This is a genomic window from Psychrobacter sp. AOP31-B2-9 (assembly GCF_052378005.1).
GTDB lineage: Bacteria > Pseudomonadota > Gammaproteobacteria > Pseudomonadales > Moraxellaceae > Psychrobacter.
In genome coordinates this window covers 1-17,570 of the sequence record NZ_JBQSXG010000066.1, presented here as the reverse complement: position 1 = coordinate 17,570, position 17,570 = coordinate 1, and the positions used below count along the sequence as shown (strand labels likewise).

Sequence of the window (17,570 nt, the reverse complement as noted above, 5' to 3'; positions counted from 1 at the left end):
AAGTTCAGTACGGTTGTAGAATCAGCAAATATAGACGCATTAAGTGCTGCTGCATTCGTTCCTTGCCAATAACCCCAATTGGCGACATCAACACCAAAAGTGCTCGCAATTTTAGATCCCCATAGCGCAAATGCAGAGGTAATACCCCAAGGTTGACCACGTGTTATCAATGTCAGCGCATTTAGAAGACCTAATATGATGGCTGCTGCAAACAGTGGCCAAGAACCACGAAAAATACGTTTCCAGCCTGTCGCAGAAGGTACGGGCGCCATCTTAGGTGCTTTGGTTCTTTTTTCAACCACCAAGGTCATCCATGCAATCAAACCAAAAAGCGCCAAAGAGACCATCCAAGCACCGCTGTAACCCAAACCGGTAGATGTGGCCAAAGAGAACGGCTCAAAGCTTGGCATCTCCTCTGTCCAAAACGGCAAGTGGTAAGCGCCAATAGTGGCACCAACAACAAAGAAGATAAACGTGATAAACATCACCGAACGTCCGCCGCCAATCGCATACAGCGTGCCAGAAGCACAACCACCACCCAGCTGCATACCGATACCGAACATGAATGCACCGACAAGCAGACTGACACCGACTGGTGCGACATAGCCTGCCACAGATCCACCAAAGATAGTCGTACCAAAGGCGAGTATGGGTGCAAATAACGTTACGGCAACGGCAAGCATGAGCATGTGTGAGCGCATCGCTTGCCCATTACCGACTGACATTAGGCGTCTAAAAGCAGAGGTGAAACCAAAGCGTGCATGAAAAAGGGTGTAGCCTAATAGCAAGCCGATACCAAGCAGTAGTGCCTGAGAAATATGCTGGGTATCTAGTAAATAGACAAGCATGAGAAATCCCACAATGGCACCGCCTGCTACTAGCATCTTTTGTGGATCATTCAAGCGAAGACTGTCTCTTGCAATTGGATCTTGCGTTTCGTTTACGGGTTGAACTTTTATCGCTGTCAAAGTGGTGATCTCCTTTGCTAGTATTTTTGATTGGCATGCATTTTTATAGCTTTTGTAAACACTACTTTTGAGTTGTTGGTTGTACTCATGTGTTGTTAGTCAACATAGGAATAAGCGCTACATCATAGTCTTATTGCATCGAAAATAAAAACAAGTTGGAGAGAAAATCTAGAATTAGTATATGCAGTTATGGAATAAATAAAGTGTGATGATGAAAAATCTGCTCTTATCATGTTAGTAGATTGGCTACAATAGACTTTAACAGCATCAGGATTTACATAAGAGAGTTGATAATTTGTCAAATATTGCTACTCTATGCCAGACTGTTAACAGCATTGGTGATTACTGTTCACTTCATGACATATCCTAATATTATTCATTCATCCATCCATTACTAGAGCCCGTATGACTATATCTATATCGCCTGACTCAACAGCCATTAGCCAAGCCAAAAATCTGTCTATTGCTGTTATTTATCATAGCAATTATGGTCATACTAAGCGTGTGGCTGAAGCAATCGTGACAGGTGCATGCCAGCAGTTACCAGCATCGCAAGTCAAAGCGGTAGATGTCCATGAAATAGATTGGGCATTCGTAGATCAAGCAGATTTATTGGTGTTTGGCAGTGCAGTATATATGGGTAGCGTGACTGCTGAATTTAAAACCTTTATGGATGAGACCTCAAAGCGGTGGTATCACCGTGCATGGGAAGGCAAGTGGGCAGCGGCGTTTGCAAACTCGGGTGGGTTGAGCGGTGATAAGCTCGCAGTGTTACAGCAGATATCTCTGTATGCGATGCAGCATGGGACGAATTGGATTGGATTGCCACTGATGCCGACAGGTCATGAAGCGCATGACTTAAACCGTCTGTCTAGCTTTTTGGGTTTGATGACGCAGTCGCTGGATGGTCCACCTGAAAAAACACCTGGATCTGGTGATATTGATACTGCTATTTGGTTTGGTGATCATTTGGCTAAGACCATTATTAAGCATCAACCAGCGAATACACAGAGTTAAGGCGACTTTATCGACCATACCTGATTCAAAAAAGCAGCCATTTCTAAGGCTGCTTTTTTGTAGTTCTATATTATTGAGTGCTAATCTTATACCATGCACAAAAATTAGAGTAGCAAGGAAAACAAGTGCAAGTACTACTCACTGTAGACTAAACAAGTTTGACACCGCTAATCGTATTTTTTGGGATTGGTATTAGCATTAAGTTGAGTAGGGTTAGGCGTTGAGGTCACAGGAATAGGGCTGTCAACAAACTGGATGGATTGGCAGCCTGTCAGTAGCGTCACTGTGCTAAGTAAACTGGTAAGAATGAAGGATTTCATAATAGTATCTCGGTAAGGCTGCGACTATATAAGCGTGTTAAGTTTAAAGCTTGCTCTTATGTTATCTGGCTATAAATAGAAGATTATTCTAGCACTTGATAATATGCTTATTTGTATAAGAAAGCGCCCGATTAGACTATCACGCGCTTTCTTAATTATAGTCTTAGTAATCTATAAAGCTGCTTTAGAGGAAAAGCTACTTTGGACTGGCTGACCAGACGGGTGAGCGTATGATGCCTTGTGCAGACTTACCAAATGTCTCGCCACCATTTAGTGATTTTATCGTAATAACGCCTTTATTACCTTGTTTTGAGGCATATACCACGCGTTTACCATTAGGTGAAAAGCTTGGTGCTTCATCAATACCTGTATTACCCAAGTTAGCCGTTACGGCACCATTGCTATTCATAATAGCGGCTGATGAGCCATTTAAGAAGGCAATCTGCGATCCATCAACACTGAACTGTGGACTGGTGGCATAACTGCTATTTGACAGCTTAATCGTATGTCCTGATGCAAACTCATAGCGATAGATTTGTGGCTTATTGAATCCTGCTTTGTCGGATACAAAAACAAAAGACTTGCCGTCAGGTGCATAGCTTGGCTGCACTTCACTGCTTGGCCAATTGATAATTCTATTAGGCTGACCACCACTGGCGCTTACTTCATAAATATCGGCACTGCCTTCAAAGCTGCTAGAAAATAGTATTTTGCTACCATCGGGTGAGAATGAGGGACTCAAGTTGCTACCAGAATAAGGCGTGAGTGCTGTAGAAGAGCCGCCATCTACGTTCTGTACATAGATAATAGGATATGATTTATCTCGCTGTACAGAGTAAGCAATGCGTTTGCCGTCGGGCGACCAAGCGGGTGAAAATATAGACCCTTTGGCTGTATAGATGGTTCTGGCGTTTGCACCATCAGCATCCATGATTTTCAGGCTTGAGGTTTTGTCTTTGCCTACGCCGATTTCTTCAATATAAGCAATACGACCTGAAAAATCCCCTGGTGTTCCAGTAATCAACTCATATATTTTATCGGCAATGACATGGCCAGCATAACGCATGCTTTCTTTGTCATCCTTAGCTGTTAAGCTCTGTTTGCCTGCCAGTATTCGCCCTGATTTGACCTCAATGACTTCATATTCAGTGGTGACTTTGCCGCGGTTGGTGCTGCTACTACCGACGACTAAGTAAGGAACTCCGATACTTTGCCAGACTGGTAGCGTGCCTGCTAACTCGCTGCTGCTACTTGGTTGCTGTGGCAAATTTTTGCTAGTCGTTTTTAATTCTGTGTTATCTAAATCATTTAAGATAATAGAAGACATGACGGTGTCACCAGCGAAGGGAACGAAAGCGACTTGGTTTTGTTGAATAGGAATTTCGTAATCTAGTTCCAGAACGACAGGAGCTGCAAATATACTTGGAGCAATTAATAAGATTGATGTACTGGTAAGTAAAAATGTGAGTAAGTTTTTATGAGTGCGCATGAGTAAGTCGAGCTCCTGAAAAAGTATAGTTATCATTCTTGTAGGTAATTAATCAGCTATAAAGGTACGGCAGCATCTTGGACAGTATAAGATTCTTAAGATAACATTACCAATAGCATAAAATATGAGCAGCTTATTAGTTACTACCTTTAAACTCTATATTAAAAGTAGGATATTTGGGATCGCTAGTATCTATTGGAAAGCTATCCGCATCCCAAACTGCTTGTTTGGCTGCCTCATTGACCTTACTATCAGGTCCTGAAACCGATACATTGGTCACCTTGCCATTAGCATTTACAGTAATTATTAGCGTAGCGCGTTGAGTCGCACCTTTCGCTCCTATCGGCGGATTATAGTTACGTTTGATTAGGTTGATAATTTCATTGTTGCTAGCACCACGACTGCTTTTTTTTGCGTTACTTGTTGCTTTATCGCCAGATATAGACTCGCCTTTTGCCAAACTATAATCCTGAGGTGCGCCATCAGGATCATTACTTTCAAATTCTATATTAGTACTATCAGCATTGGGACGTGCAATAGTAACAGGGTGCTGTTGTATATAGCGTAATTTCTCAAGCTCAGCTTTATCTTTTCTTAGCTTCTCCTGAATTGGGTCGTGGCTTTCTGCTATCGACTCATCCAATTGTTCTGCCAACTCAGCCATTTGCTGCTCATATACTCTATTTCGTTCAAGCAAGCGCTGATGATGTTCTTCGCTCATGAGTAAGGGGCGACCAGTAGTGTCGTCGGGACGGCTAAAACTAGGAACTTGTTGTGAGCTTGGTTGGGTGCTGTTTTGGTTGGCATCGTTACTGTCAGACTCATTTGCTTGCGTAACTATCGACGAACTGCTGTTGGCACTGGCTGCTTGTGCCTGCGCGGCTGCACGATTGGCCAGTATCTGCCCTTGCATCTCAGCCAGTTGCTCAGGAGAGACCATGACCGTTTCAAGGCTACCAACCATCTCTACCTCAGCGTTTTGATAGCTATAAACCAGCAAGCCAATCACAAGGCTATGCGCTAATAGACTGAATAGCATAGGCATAGTGAGCCCATTTCCTTCAGGTTGGGTAGGCACATAGACGGCAGGAGCATTATTCATAATATTTATACTCATGAACGTGGTTCATTGGGTTGGCTACTATTCTATTGTCAGCTTGATTGAGAATGGTGCTTATAATTAAGGCACAGCAGGCGCGGGTAGTGGTGCACCTGTTAATAGTCCGACCTTTTGAATACCTGCTTGTTGTAACGTTGCCATTAGCGTCATAATGACACCATATTGATTGTTTTGATCGGCATTTATCATTACCTGCACTGGCTGTTCGCCGAGTTCGTTACTCTGAGACTGTAAATTGGATAAGGTGTTAATCAATTCAGGTTCACTCATCGGTAAGTCGATATTATTTTCATAACTGATAAAAATCTCTCCAGTATCCGTCAAAGAAACAATCACAGGTAGCTGGCTTTGGCTCATGGTGTTGGTTTGCTCTTTTGGTAAATCAACATCAACACCAGTAATTAGCATCGGTGCTGTGACCATAAATATGACCAGCAATACCAGCATCACATCGATGTAAGGGACAACGTTCATCTCCGCATTTAGCGCTTTTTTTTCACGGCGATAGGGACTTTGTTTCATAACCCTTGCACCTGCGTTGCATTCGCTGGCGTTTCTCTTTTTGTGCTGCTTTCTACACTGGTCTCACGCTGGAGCATGCCGGTCATTTCATCACAAAACAGCGCCCGCGAGTCATACAAGCGACTGGATTTTGCGGTAAAGTGATTATAAGCCAATACCGCAGGAATAGCAGCAAACAGACCCATCGCCGTCGCGATCAATGCTTCAGCGATGCCAGGTGCGACCGAAGCTAGAGTAGCTTGCTCTGTTTGAGACAACCCTAAAAAGGCATTCATGATGCCCCAAACGGTACCAAACAGTCCGATATAAGGCGCGACCGATCCGATACTTGCTAGCGTCGTTAGCCCTGACTCTAGTAATTGCTGCTGACGACCCAAACCAACTCTTAGCTTACGCTCAACACCATCGATGATGTCGTCTTTAGGTTGGCGCTTTTTATGCATTCTGAGGTATTCTGAAAACCCAATATAAAAAATTTGTTCAAGTCCTTGGCGTTCAGGTGATCCTTGCACACCTTGATAGAGTTTGGCCAAATCTTCTCCTGACCAAAACCAAGTCTCGAACTGTTGGTCGAAGTTTTGGGCTGTACCAAGCCGTGCACTCATACGAAAAATAATCACCCAACTGAACAAAGAGGCTAATAATAATAGTGCCATCACAATCTGCACCAATAGGCTGGCTTGGGTAACAAGATCGATAATATTTAATGACTCAGGCATGTAATAAACTCACGGATAGTTGACGTCAGCTGATATGGTGCATTACGCATACCAGATAGGATCTTTGATAACATAAAAATATGATAGGGCAATAATTCTGCATACTTGTATCAACCGCTTAGTTTACTGTTAAATGAAGGAAAGGTCATTATTAAAATGTTAAATACCACATAATTATATAGATATTTATGCATATAAGCTTACTTGCCAAGGTCGAAAGGATTTTATAAATAAATCTCTGAAATATTTTTTAACAGTTTTTTCTAAAGTTATGAAAGCAGGTATTTGTACTCACAAGGTACGGGTAGCGATTGAATTTGCATAGTAACTTCTCTAGAATGTTACACTTCGTTACTGATGCCTTCTGGTAATGACGTCACTATTTGTTTGTTGATGTCACCTCTATTTGAGACACCAATAAATTTGTTCTTTCACTAGCAAGCTGGGCGCGACACTTATGAATGCAATCGAACGTTATTTTGGAATCAATGGTCAAAACACCACGATTAAAACGGAAATTCTTGCCGGTTTAACGACTTTTTTGACGATGGCTTATATTATTTTTGTTAATCCTAACGTGCTGGCAGATGCTGGCATGGATAGAGGTGCTGTGTTTGTTGCTACTTGTTTGGCAGCAGCAATCGGGTGTTTGATTATGGGGCTTTATGCTCGCTTACCAGTTGCTCAGGCTCCTGGTATGGGGCTGAATGCCTTTTTTACTTATGGCGTTGTGCTAGGCATGGGGTATACGTGGCAAGTAGCACTTGGCGCGGTATTTTTGTCTGGTTGTATCTTTGTGCTGTTGAGTCTGTTCAAGATTCGAGAGATGATTATCAACTCTATTCCTGTGTCACTCAAGCAAGGCGTGGTCGCTGGTATCGGTGCATTTCTAGCGTTTATTGCATTACAAAGCTCAGGGGTTATCGTTAATCATGATGCTACTTTGGTCGGTCTAGGAGACATGACGACCTTTGGACCTGCAATGGCTGCTATCGGATTTATTGTCATTATGGCTTTATCCTACAAGAAAGTCCCTGGTGCAGTGACGATTGGTATTTTACTGGTGGCGTTGGTTAGCTTATTAACTGGCAATACGCAATTCACAGGTATTATATCTACACCGCCATCGATTGCTCCTACGCTGATGCAGCTTGATATTGCTGGTGCGTTTGATGTGAGTATGATCAGCGTTATCTTTGCTTTTTTATTCGTGGATTTGTTTGATACAGCAGGTACGTTGATTGCGACCACTCAACAGGCAGGATTGGTCGACAAAGATGGTAAAGTTAAGAATATGGGTAAAGCCATGTTTGCGGATTCTACGGCAACGGTCGCAGGTACATTTCTAGGTACGTCATCAACGACCAGTTATATTGAAAGCGTTTCAGGAATTGCCGCAGGTGGTCGTACAGGGTTGGTCGCTGTGACTGTCGGTGTGTTATTTTTACTCAGTATTTTCTTTGCACCATTGGCCAGTATGATTCCTGCTTATGCGACAGCAGGCGCGATATTTTATGTGGCAGTATTGATGTTAGGCACACTCAAAGATGTTGAGTGGGCTGATTTAACTCAGGCGGGACCAGTCGTCGTGGTATTGTTATTTACACCATTAACGTACTCTATTGCCGACGGTATTGCACTTGGTTTTGTTACTTATACAGCGACCAAAGCATTGACGGGTAAATTCTCTGACATCAGCATTCCAGTATGGATATTGACCATTGTGCTATTGGCAAAAATTGTTTTTGTTTGATTGGTTATACTGCAAGTTAGGGTTTGTTGAGTACTAAAATGTCAATGCCGTTGTTCTGAAAAATCATTAGCATGTGAAAATCTCTCTTTATCTATCACTGATAAAGAGAGATTTTTTTTGGCCGAAATATGGGTTACATCATTACGATTTTTTTTAAGTATTTGATTTAAAAAAACAATTGATTTTCTATCGTAAATAGGGAGATAAGACCAAAGCGTCATTGTGAAAAAAGTGCTGATAACTGTTTGTTTTTTAGCGGTATATTAATTTATAAAAACTGACAATATCGTTAGTTTGAATTTTTTTTTTCATGATACTATACTCAAGTTAAGCGCATCACCTCAATCAACGCCGTAGAGGTTTTTCTTACAGTGAATTAGTATCATATTAGATGATGGATTTGTGTTTATTAATACGATTTACTTTCGTTTTGATAATATGGTGTTAAATGATTCTATATTTAACATTGTTATCGCAAAACCTGATCATCAAACTCCTTTCACTACTAGCAAGAAGAAGGCACTAATGCCGCTTAACTTTTTATTGTTGCCTTTGTATTGTTAACGTAGCCGTTTAACACTTGAACGACCTACTTAATGGTTCCCAGCTGATGCTGGATTTTCTCGTTTTGTGATGGCGCCATTTGGTTCTTTGATTATTATTGTGAGTAGGTATTTATAACGACTATTTATTTAGTGGTTATAGCCAGCTATGCAGAAAAATTAGAATTCCTAAAGCACCATTTATTATGGTTTTTAAACGATAGTTATGGAGTGGTTATGAACCCAGTAGACCAATTTACCCCGCAAGAGCCGATTTTATTCAAACCGGTTGACTTGTTGTTGCCAGAATACATGACCCAATCAGCAGACACACTACATGATCGTATCACGCCACTATACAGTGTCGATGAAGAACGTTGGTTGTCTGAATTGTTGCCACTTGCCAAGCCTAGCACTGAAGAACGTGATGCAGCGGCTGAGCAAACGCGCCAGTTGGTAGAGTATGTACGTAATGATGGCAAAGCCGTCAAGATGGTCGATTCTCTACTGCTTGAATACAGTCTTGATACTCAAGAAGGTATTTTGCTAATGAGTTTGGCAGAAGCGTTGATTCGAGTGCCAGACAACTATACGGCTGATGCACTGATTCATGACAAAATGAGTGTGGCTGATTGGAAAAAACACATCAAGAATGACAATGGTTTTATGGTCAATGCTTCGTCATGGGGCATGATGATGACAGGTCGTGTTGTTAGCATTGATAGCAATACTACGGCGTCAGGATTTTTGGATCGCATGACTAAGAAGATGGGCGAGCCTGTCATTCGTAGTGCCATGCAGAAAGCCATGCGTATCATGGGTCATCAGTTCGTATTAGGCGAAACGATTGAGGGTGCGAATAAAAATAGTCAGCCATATCGTAATAAAGGATATACCTACTCGTTCGATATGTTAGGTGAGGCGGCGATCACGCATAAAGATGCCGAAAAATATTTCAATGACTATTTGCATGCGATTAGAGCCACCGCTAGCATTAAAGTCAAAGAGGGTATGCCGAAGCCGTCAGTATCTATTAAATTGTCAGCACTGCATCCTCGCTATGAAGCGACACAAGAAGCACAGGTAATGGGGCTACTGCGCCAACGCTGCTTGTTGCTTATAGAAGCGGCACGTGAAGTCAACGTGGATCTGAGTATCGATGCTGAAGAAGCCGACCGTTTAGAGATTTCTTTAAAACTGTTTGAGTCTTTATATCGCGACAGTTTGACAGAGGGCTGGGATGGTCTAGGTATCGTCGTACAGGGCTATTCTAAGCGTGCAATTGCTGTATTGGCTTGGCTGGCTCGTTTGGCGATAGAAGTAGGTGACCGCATTCCTGTACGTTTGGTAAAAGGTGCCTATTGGGATACTGAAATTAAGCTTGCTCAACAAAAGGGTTTGTCAGGCTATCCTGTTTGGACACGTAAAGAAGGCACGGATACGGCTTATCTTGCCTGTGCTCGTTTCTTATTATCAGAGCATCTACGCGGATTAATCTGGCCACAGTTTGCCACTCATAACGCGCACACACTTGCGTCGATTATGACCATGAGTCAGCATAGAGACTTTGAGTTCCAACGCTTACATGGTATGGGTGATGCACTTTATGATCATATCTTACAAGCGTATAAAATTGCGGTACGTATCTACGCACCTGTTGGCGCACATAAAGACTTACTGCCGTACTTAGTGCGTCGCTTGCTTGAGAATGGTGCAAACAGCTCGTTTGTGCATCAATTGTTAGATAAGTCTTATCCAATTGATAAACTGACCGTACATTCATACGACAAGCTGCTGACCAATGCCACGTTGCATAATCCAGAAATACCGTTGCCACTAGAAATTTACGGTGAGCGCCGTGCCAGTTTTGGTCCTAATATATTCACAGAATCACAGTGGTTATCGTTCAAATCTGAGATCGACAGCCATTTGAATAAAACTTGGTCAGCGATGTCTGTTATCAATGGCAAAGCGATTGACAGCTATGAAGATAATGGCGTTACTCATAAGCTTGATCGTCAGGCGGTCAAAGCACCTTGGAACCATGAAGTAATCGCTGGTGACGTTGTCTATGCCAATGCAGACATTGCACGTCAAGCGGTTGATACGGCGGTGGCAGGAGAAAGTATCTGGCAAGCGGTACCTGCTACTAAGCGTGCTGAAATACTGCGCAAAATAGCTGATCTCTACGAAGAAAACTATGCTGAGCTGATGGCGATCTGTCAGATTGAAGCTGGCAAGACCATGCAAGATGGTATCGATGAGATCAAAGAAGCCGTTGATTTCTGCCGTTTTTATGCGGATGAAGCTGAACGTCTGGATGGTGTCGTCCATGAGTTTGCCGATTTATCTGGCAAGCTGTCACGTCAAGTGTACAAACCGCGTGGTACGTTTGTCTGTATCAGTCCTTGGAACTTTCCATTGGCTATTTATACGGGTCAAATTGTGGCAGCACTCGCGTCGGGCAACACCGTCGTGGCGAAACCTGCCGAGCAGACCAGCTTGGTTGCGCACTTTGCGGTACAGTTGATGCATCAAGCAGGCGTGCCAGTAGAAGCATTGCAGTTAGTAATTGGTGCGGGCGACGTTGGTGGGGCATTGACAGCCGCTGCTGATATTGCAGGTGTTATTTTTACTGGTTCAACTCAGACAGCACAGTACATTAATCAAAGCCTAAATAATCATGAAAAGGCCAGCGGTGAGCTGCCCGTGTTTATCGCTGAGACTGGCGGTCAAAACGCCATGATAGTTGATTCGACAGCACTACCAGAACAAGTGGTTAAAGATGCGGTTCTATCAGCGTTCGGTTCAGCAGGTCAGCGCTGTTCAGCTTGCCGTATTTTGTGCGTGCAAGAAGAAATGGCTGATGATTTGATTGAGCTGTTACAAGGTAATATGGCGGAGCTGTCTGTCGGCAATCCGTTATACGCTGCGACAGACGTGGGCCCAGTGATTGATGCAGATGCCAAGCAAGGTCTTGAAGCGCATATCGAGCGTATGCGTGATGAGCCGACTGCTACTATTTTGGCACAAACACCAATGAGTTCGAGCTCAGTGGTGAGCCAAGAGCAGTCTACTTTTGTATTGCCAACGGCGATCGAAGTAAACAGTATCGATGTGATCGGTGGTGAGCACTTTGGCCCAATTCTACATGTGCTACGCTATCAAGCGCGTGACCTAGATAAGCTGATTGATGCGATTAATGCCACAGGTTTTGGTTTGACCTTGGGTATCCATAGCCGTATTGAAAACACTACTGAACATATTGAGCGCCGTGCTGTGGTAGGTAATACTTATGTTAACCGTAACCAAATCGGTGCAGTCGTAAACGTACAGCCGTTTGGTGGCTGTGGCTTGTCTGGTACTGGCCCTAAAGCTGGTGGTCCGCATTATGTTGCTCGTCTGATGAAACTAAGTACTGAATCAACCAGTACGAATCAGTCAGGTGTTAATACCGCAGTGACGCAAAACCAATCTCAAACAACCACTCAATCAGAAATCGCGTAAGGAGTAGCAACATGGCGACAGAATTCAAAAAAAATCATGCCCAGGTTTGTGAATCTTGGCGACTGCTTGGCGCAGTCAATCGCGCTGTTTATCTACAAGCGGCTATTCCAAAACTGGCCTTACTCACGGGTGATGCCAACAAAGCAAAGCGCTTGTTTAATCATTTGTTGAATGAAGCACCTAGCCTAGATGAAGTGCATCGTATGACTGGTGCTACTGGTGAGTCAAATGATTTGTATGTGACGGCTCGTGGGAAAACCATGGTCATCGGTGGTGATTCTGCCAAAGCGATGGCAGTACTTGGTCAGTTAATAGCGGCACTTTTGACAGGTAATGAGGTGATATTACATTGCCCAAGCCAAGAAGAGATGTGCAATGAAGCGGCAAATATACTCTATGATGCTGGTATCAGTGATGACGTCATTAGCGTGGCAAACGACTCGCAAACGGTCACATTGTTATATATTGACCGTCTTGCGCAAGTTGCTGTCGCTGGCAGTCGCAGTGAAGTGCAGGAGATTAGCCAAGAGCTTGCCAACACCGACGGTATTTTGACTCAAGTGATTAGTGTGACCGATATGGAAGGTTTTTCGGAGATGCTAACACCTGATTATCTCCATCGCTTCGTCACTGAACGAGTAAAAACAATCAACACTACGGCTATTGGTGGTAATGCGAGCTTGTTGGAGCTTGGTACAGAGTAGTTGATTTTACCAATACCAAACAATAGAAATGGTGTTGGAATCTAATCGAATTGACACGACGGTCAGCGTTTATTTATTGATATTTTCAATGAATAAGCGTTGACCGTTTTTTTAATTAAAGGTTCAGCAGACATTAATTGCTCAATATTGATGAGTAAAAATACAATTTTATGAGTTGTGTATTAAATAAATATAATGATAATATGTAAGAACTTAACCAAAAGGTCAGCTTTAAACACAAAGTAGCAACCTTGCCCAACAGACCCTAAATACACGTTTATTTCAATCTTTATATCCACTTGTTGCGTAAACCTATTTGTTTAGACATCTTGTGACGATATTGAAGCACTCTCCTCAGTCAGATTAAGCTTGAGCAAGTCAGAAGTTCAGAAGGCAGTCAGCTTATCCCATATGCTTATAGATATTTTTATTGATTTAGGTTTGACTAACAGTTGATCCTACTTTGGGAACAGTGTGCGACCGCATTGCATAACTTCCTCTCAGAGTTTAAATTAATTTTCTATATAACTTTTACCCTGATAGCCGAGTATTGCCATGATCAGTTTTTATCTAAATGGAAAGTTTCATGAGATAGCCGACCTTAATCCTAATACAACCGTTCTTGAGTATTTACGTCTGCACGAAAGGCAGAGTGATACGAAAGAGGGCTGCGCTAGTGGAGACTGCGGTGCGTGTACCGTTATGGCACAGCCGTTACTTACTAATGGTAATGAGACTGCCAATCCCACGCCTTTTTATACCCTAAATTCCTGCATTACCTTGTTATCATTGATGGATGGACATCATTTGATGACCGCGGCTTATCTCGCAGACAATCCTGAGAATCATCCAGAGCGTGCCTCCTTGCATCCTGCGCAACAAGCGATGGTGGACTGTCACGGTTCGCAGTGCGGCTTTTGTACGCCAGGATTTGTCATGTCATTGGCAAGTGTTTACGAAAATCATCGTTTGCAAAAAGTGAAAGATGCGACGACAGATGAGCTAAGTTATGATGATATTGTTGCTTCAATATCAGGAAATTTATGCCGCTGTACGGGTTACCGCCCGATTATTGAAGCTGGTTTGGCAATGGCAGATATTGGTCAGCAACGAGATACTGCGAAGGCAGCACAGAAAGATCTTACGCTAGCATTAGCGACGGATGCGATGGCAAATCGTAAAACAGCTGATCCACTACACACAAACATTATCACTCCTGCATTGACTCACGGTTCACAGAAATTATTTATACCACAGACTATTGATGAGCTGAATCAAGTATTAGCAGCGAATCCGAAGGCAACGATTTGGGCTGGTGGTACAGATTTGGGCCTAAGTGTGACGCAGCATTTTATCGACCATGACGTTATTATTCAGCTATCTGCCATTGATGAGTTGAAATCTTGGTCATTAAATGATGGAGAGAAAAGTGTAGCGCCAACATCTACAAAATCGTTAGTGCTTGGTGCTGGTATGAGCTACAAGAAAATGCTGCCTGTACTTGAGCAGTATTTTCCTGAGTTTGCAGCATTGTTTGAGCGTATTGCCTCTCCGCAAATCCGTAACATGGGGACGATCGGTGGCAATATCGCTAATGCATCACCGATTGGTGATTTACCGCCTGTCTTATTAGCATTAGATGCGCAGGTTCATTTACGCCATTGCGATACGGATCGTAATAGTGATGAGTCTCCAGCGTATTACACTGATGAAACCCTACCTCTATCTGAATTCTTTTTGGATTATAAAAAAACCAAGCTACGTGCAGGCAGTTATGTTGTCGCCATTCATATCCCGCTATTACAAGACAATCAGCACTTATTTATTCATAAGATAAGTAAACGCTATGAAGATGATATTTCTGCCTGTCTACTTGCGGCAAGGATCGATGTATCGGTAAATGATATGACGATTGATAATGTAAAATTTGGGCTGGGCGGTATGGCTGCAATACCTTTGTTGGCTGAAAAAACTCAACAAGCATTAATTGGAAAATCTGTGGCGGTCGACAGTTTCGAGAAAGCCGCGAAAATGCTACCGATGGATGTCTCACCAATGACGGATGTCAGAGCCAGTCGTGAGTATCGTATGCATGTGGTGCAGCGGCTATTGGTCAAGTGCGGCAAGCAGTTAGTCGCAGCGGGGCAATCAACAAGCGTCTCATAGAGATTGGCGATTTATAAACTCGCCATAAGCTTTGCTTGCCCAAAATTGTTATGCATTACATACAGATATTTATAACAGTTATGATTTTGCGACCGTGATTTTTTGATATGGTTTTTATTGGATTAGCTCTTAATAATTATATTTCTATCAAATCAAGTATTTATGATACCCGTCGCAACATAGCTTTTATCATACCGTCAAACCATCAATAGCCAAGTGTATAGGTGAGAGGTTTGACCAAAAATATAAGAGATCACCATCATTCTTCATCATTCTTCATTATTTGACAGCGACAGTATTCGACGCGTCCGCCCACCCAAAAACAAAATTGGTACCAGTGCCAAACATGACAGTGCGATCAGCCATGTGATGGGTACGGCGACTTATGTCGATGACATACTGAAACCGCAAGGCACTCTACATTTAGCCATCGGTAAAAGTATCCATGCGCATGCACGCGTGTTGAGCATGGATTTCAGTGCAGTAAGAGCCGTTGATGGAGTAATAGACGTAATTACCTTTAAAGATATTCCGGCTAAAACCGATATCGGTCCTGTATTTGATGGCGATCCATTGATGGTGGATAAGGTTGCTGAGTATGTGGGTCAGACCTTGTTCGTCGTCGTTGCAACCAGTCATCGTGCTGCCAAAAAAGCCACGCTCAAGGCAAAGATAGAGTATGAGCCTTTGCCAGCGATACTCACTATTGAAGAAGCATTAAAGCAATCACAGTTTGTACGTCCTAGCCATTTTATGACGCGTGGTGATTCTCAAGCAGCGATTGACAGCGCTTATACTCGCATTGCAGGTCATATTCATATGCTGGGTCAGGAGCATTTTTATCTAGAAGGTCAGGTATCATATGTCGTGCCTTGTGATGACGGTGGGCTCGAAGTCTACACCTCCTCACAGCATCCTAGTGAAGTACAGCAGCTCGTCGCTGAGGTTATTGATCTGCCTTTTCATGCTGTGACGACAGTCGTACGTAGAATGGGTGGCGGGTTTGGTGGTAAGGAGACGCAAGCCGCTGCGTGGGCCTGTCTGTGCGGTATCGTTGCCAAACGCCATAATGTGCCAGTGAGCATGCGTTTAGATCGCCAAGATGACATGGTGGTGACGGGTAAACGTCACGAGTTTGCTAACCGATATGACGTTGGTGTCAATGACGAGGGTCAAGTGCTCGGTGTTGATATGCAGTTAGCTGGATTGTGTGGCTATTCGCCTGATTTGTCTGATGCTATCGTCGATCGCGCGATGTTTCATTGTGATAATGCTTATTATTATCCAGCGGCACAGATAGCTGGTCACCGTTGTAAGACGCATACCGTATCCAATACGGCTTATCGGGGTTTCGGTGGTCCGCAGGGTTTGCTAACGGCCGAATATATGATGGATCATATTGCCTATACGCTAGGCAAAGATCCGCTACAAGTACGTTTGGCGAACTTATACAAAGATGGTCAAAGCACTCATTATGGGCAGCCGATTGAGCATTTTGATTTAGTCACTATCATGCAAACGTTGGCAGACGATAACCAATACGATAAACGCCGACAGCAGGTTACAGCGGCCAATAAAAAAGCGGCAGCAGAGGGCAGTGATAAACGCTGGGGTCTGGCATTGACGCCTGTTAAATTCGGTATCTCGTTTACCGTACAACATTTGAATCAAGCCGGTGCGCTGGTACATATTTATACCGATGGTAGTATTCAGATCAACCATGGTGGTACTGAAATGGGGCAAGGGTTGTATGTAAAGATTGCCCAAATTGTCGCCAATGAATTCGACGTGGATGTAGATACGGTTAAAGTCACGGCGACCCGTACAGATAAAGTTCCAAATACATCGCCGACAGCGGCTTCTTCTGGCACAGATATCAATGGCAAGGCGGCACAGAATGCTTGTATCACGGTTAAACAACGCTTGATTGAGTTTGCTGCTGAACATTTTGACGTTATCAAGGAGGAGATTAGGTTTGAGCGTAATCACGTTCATATCGCTGATAAAAATATATTAACGTTTGCTGAGTTGGTGATATTGGCGTATCAGCACCGTATCAGCTTGTCTTCGACCGGTTACTATAAAACCCCAAAGATTTTTTATGATCGCTCAAAAGCATGGGGTCGTCCATTCTTCTATTTTGCACTTGGGGCATCCTGTTCTGAAGTCGAAATTGATATCTTAACGGGTGAGTATAAAGTGCTACGCTGTGACATCCTGCATGATGTTGGACAGTCAATCAATCCAGCCATTGATATTGGTCAGATTGAAGGTGGGTTTGTCCAAGGAATGGGTTGGTTGACCGCTGAAGAGTTAATTTGGGACAAGAAAGGCAAGTTGGCTTCTAACGGTGCCGCGAATTATAAAATTCCAACCGCTCATGACTTACCAAAGCAGTGGAGCGTGAAACTGTTCGATCGCAAAAACGAAGAGCAGACTATTTATAACTCTAAAGCCGTCGGTGAACCACCGTTCATGTTAGCCGCTAGTGTTTGGTGTGCGATAAACAATGCCATTGCAAGCGTCGGTGATTATAAGAAAAACCCAGAGCTGACCATGCCAGCTACGCCAGAAGCTGTATTGAAATCTGTCATGCGCTTACAAGGCCAAGCGTGGGAGATTTTAGAGCGTATAGATACTGATGCGGTTGAAAGCTTGACCTCAGTGGATGATAACTGCGGTATCGATGATGATCGAGTACAGCCACAACAAGTGCCTCATAGCAAAGATATCCATTTGCCAG

General features: G+C 43.3%; 12 protein-coding genes. 6 read left to right on the top strand and 6 right to left on the bottom strand.

The window, feature by feature from the left end; all coding sequences use genetic code 11:
• A partial coding sequence (locus tag ACT3SX_RS08895) for a YeeE/YedE family protein (protein WP_444518626.1) occupies positions 1–968 on the bottom strand: 968 nt, incomplete at its 3' end.
• A 405-nt stretch (positions 969–1,373) separates the two neighbouring features.
• Here ACT3SX_RS08895 and ACT3SX_RS08890 point away from each other — a divergent pair.
• The gene (locus ACT3SX_RS08890; RefSeq protein WP_192519065.1) at positions 1,374–1,985 is read left to right on the top strand and encodes a flavodoxin family protein; all 612 of its coding nucleotides are present in this window, start codon (positions 1,374–1,376) and stop codon (positions 1,983–1,985) included.
• Positions 1,986–2,152: 167 nt separating this feature from the next.
• On the opposite strand, the gene ACT3SX_RS08885 is transcribed toward ACT3SX_RS08890, so the two are convergent.
• The 5 genes from ACT3SX_RS08885 to tolQ form a co-directional block, all read right to left on the bottom strand.
• Positions 2,153–2,305, bottom strand: a complete 153-nt coding sequence (locus tag ACT3SX_RS08885; RefSeq protein ID WP_192519064.1) for a hypothetical protein — start codon at positions 2,303–2,305, stop codon at positions 2,153–2,155.
• Between the two features lie 196 nt (positions 2,306–2,501).
• Positions 2,502–3,794 (bottom strand): translocation protein TolB, encoded by a 1,293-nt coding sequence (locus tag ACT3SX_RS08880; RefSeq protein ID WP_442062459.1) that lies wholly within the window; start codon positions 3,792–3,794, stop codon positions 2,502–2,504.
• Between the two features lie 136 nt (positions 3,795–3,930).
• Complete coding sequence (locus ACT3SX_RS08875) at positions 3,931–4,911, bottom strand: cell envelope integrity protein TolA (protein ID WP_225739140.1); 981 nt, start codon at positions 4,909–4,911, stop codon at positions 3,931–3,933.
• Positions 4,912–4,974: 63 nt separating this feature from the next.
• Positions 4,975–5,436, bottom strand: a complete 462-nt coding sequence (gene tolR, locus ACT3SX_RS08870; RefSeq protein WP_192519062.1) for a protein TolR — start codon at positions 5,434–5,436, stop codon at positions 4,975–4,977.
• Positions 5,433–6,155, bottom strand: coding sequence for a protein TolQ (gene tolQ / locus ACT3SX_RS08865; protein ID WP_192519061.1), 723 nt, complete (start codon positions 6,153–6,155; stop codon positions 5,433–5,435). Before tolQ ends, tolR begins: the two co-directional genes overlap by 4 nt.
• Before the next feature lie 457 nt (positions 6,156–6,612).
• On the opposite strand from tolQ, the gene ACT3SX_RS08860 reads away from it, so the two are divergent.
• From ACT3SX_RS08860 to xdhB, 5 genes are all read left to right on the top strand, one after another.
• Positions 6,613–7,908 (top strand): NCS2 family permease, encoded by a 1,296-nt coding sequence (locus ACT3SX_RS08860; RefSeq protein WP_192519060.1) that lies wholly within the window; start codon positions 6,613–6,615, stop codon positions 7,906–7,908.
• 779 nt (positions 7,909–8,687) lie between these two features.
• The gene (putA, locus tag ACT3SX_RS08855; RefSeq protein ID WP_192519059.1) at positions 8,688–11,957 is read left to right on the top strand and encodes a bifunctional proline dehydrogenase/L-glutamate gamma-semialdehyde dehydrogenase PutA; all 3,270 of its coding nucleotides are present in this window, start codon (positions 8,688–8,690) and stop codon (positions 11,955–11,957) included.
• Between the two features lie 11 nt (positions 11,958–11,968).
• A complete protein-coding gene (locus tag ACT3SX_RS08850; protein ID WP_192519058.1) occupies positions 11,969–12,661 on the top strand; it encodes a 1-pyrroline-5-carboxylate dehydrogenase in 693 nt (230 codons plus the stop codon).
• A 555-nt stretch (positions 12,662–13,216) separates the two neighbouring features.
• A complete protein-coding gene (gene xdhA, locus ACT3SX_RS08845) occupies positions 13,217–14,827 on the top strand; it encodes a xanthine dehydrogenase small subunit (protein WP_192519057.1) in 1,611 nt (536 codons plus the stop codon).
• 369 nt (positions 14,828–15,196) lie between these two features.
• On the top strand, positions 15,197–17,570 hold a 2,374-nt coding region (gene xdhB, locus ACT3SX_RS08840; protein WP_444761706.1), incomplete at its 3' end, for a xanthine dehydrogenase molybdopterin binding subunit.